This is a genomic window from Paraburkholderia mimosarum LMG 23256 = NBRC 106338 (genome assembly GCF_000739815.1).
In the GTDB taxonomy this organism is placed as follows: Bacteria; Pseudomonadota; Gammaproteobacteria; order Burkholderiales; family Burkholderiaceae; genus Paraburkholderia; species Paraburkholderia mimosarum.
Window position 1 is genome coordinate 1 of the sequence record NZ_BBJJ01000274.1, and the last position, 1,631, is coordinate 1,631.

Genomic DNA, 1,631 nt, shown 5'->3' on the forward strand with positions numbered 1-1,631 from the left:
ATCATCATTCTGGGCGTTCGCTGGTACCTGCGGTACAAGCTCAGCTTTCGCGATCTGGTAGAGATGATGGCCGAACGGGGATTGTCGCCGGCTCACACGGCGATTCTACGCTGGGTGAGGCGTTATACACCCAGGTTCGTCAAACGCTGGAACCGCTTTGCTACACCCGCGGGTTGCTTGTGGCGTGTCGATGAGACCTACCTGAAGATTCGCGGCATGGGCCTACCTGTACCGGGCAGTGGATGGGGCAGGCCAGACGGTGGACCTTCTCACGCTTTGCGCACCCACGCCAGCTAATGGCCTGGCTGAGTATGACGCCCTGCGAACACTCGTCGGGCGAGAAGCGCCGGCTGGGCAGCATCACCAAGAACGGTAACTGAACCGCGCCGGGTTGGGAAAACATCCGCGTACCACGCGAAGTCGATGCTTCGCGCGGCCTCTTTCGTGCGCGGAAGTCCATGTGCGCGCTTGAGGCCGATAACGACTGGCAGGCTATCAACGCGTGGCTCGAACGGCACGAGGCCACCGACACGCAGCGCGCCTACCGCCGCGAGGCAGAACGGCTTCTGCTGTGGGCTATTGTCTAACGCGGCAAGGCGTTGTCGTCGCTGACCAGCGAGGATTCGACCGCTTATCGCGCCTTCATGCGCAATCCCGCACCACGCGCGCGCTGGGTCGTCCCCGCACGACCGCGCTCGTCCCCAGAATGGCGACCGTTTACGGGCGAGCTGTCGCCGGATTCCATCGCCTAGCACTGTCGGTGCATCTATCTCGACGATGACGAGGTGCAGCGCACGCATCAGATCCAGCGGATCTTCACGCGACGGTTGCCCGCGTAGCGACTCGTGCGTCCAGAGCCCAGCCTGGTATGGGCTCCCGGGGGACTTTCCATTTATGGGCGTTGGGCACTTTTAGCCATCTGGGAGGCGTTGGCATCAAAATATTTGATACTTTTCTTCTAGTATTTGCCCAGACAATTTCGTAAGGTACAGCGGTGGACGGGCACTAAACAGCTGCATAAATTAAGGCTTATTAAGGAAGGACTATATATGGAAAAGATGAAGAGATTGCTTTGTGGTGGCGTCTTGTCCGCTGCTCTTGCGAGCGTGACGGTGCAGGCGTCCGCGGCCGGCGAGATTTGTGAAGACATAAACCCAACAAATCCTATGGAGTCCTTTCAATACTTCTGTGGGGTTACCCCCCCCGACGGGCCGCCGACCGAGTAACGTGACTGCTCTTTGAGCTGGGCATAATGCAGGCGAGAACTTCGGCGATGACAAAAGGAATTCGCGCATTCGTCGGGGGCGCAATGGAAAACGTGGCATTGGCCGATGCGGAGCTAGTCAATGTGGTTGTCGCCTGATTCATGCAACCAGCTGCATTATCCTGGGCACGAAGGTGATCGCCAATGACAGCGTAGCGCTCGGGATTGAGGGTGACGGCGACGATCGGCGACCAGTCTCGAGTGCGACCTGACCAACGTGCCGGATTGCGTTCACGCGCCAGGAGGCATGTCTGATGACGCGCTTTCAGGATTGCCAGATCCTCACCGGCATGGCGCTGCGCGGGTGTGACATAGCGAATGCCACTGTGGCAATGCTGGTACCAGTGTACGAAGTCGTGGCCCTAGT

Annotated in this window: 4 pseudogenes; 3 read left to right on the forward strand and 1 reads right to left on the reverse strand. The window is 59.0% G+C overall.

The annotated features are described in order from the left end of the window. From BMI01S_RS42785 to BMI01S_RS40445, 3 pseudogenes are all read left to right on the forward strand, one after another. Positions 1 to 265: pseudogene (locus tag BMI01S_RS42785) on the forward strand (DDE-type integrase/transposase/recombinase); the annotation flags it as partial. Positions 266 to 269: 4 nt separating this feature from the next. Beyond that, positions 270 to 377 (forward strand): annotated as a pseudogene (locus BMI01S_RS40440) (transposase); the annotation flags it as partial. 15 nt (positions 378 to 392) lie between these two features. Further along, a pseudogene (locus BMI01S_RS40445) lies at positions 393 to 749 on the forward strand (integrase); the annotation flags it as partial. A gap of 670 nt (positions 750 to 1,419) precedes the next feature. On the opposite strand, the pseudogene BMI01S_RS40450 reads toward BMI01S_RS40445, so the two are convergent. Further along, positions 1,420 to 1,620, reverse strand: a pseudogene (locus tag BMI01S_RS40450) (IS3-like element ISAzo10 family transposase); the annotation flags it as partial. Positions 1,621 to 1,631: the final 11 nt, after the last annotated feature.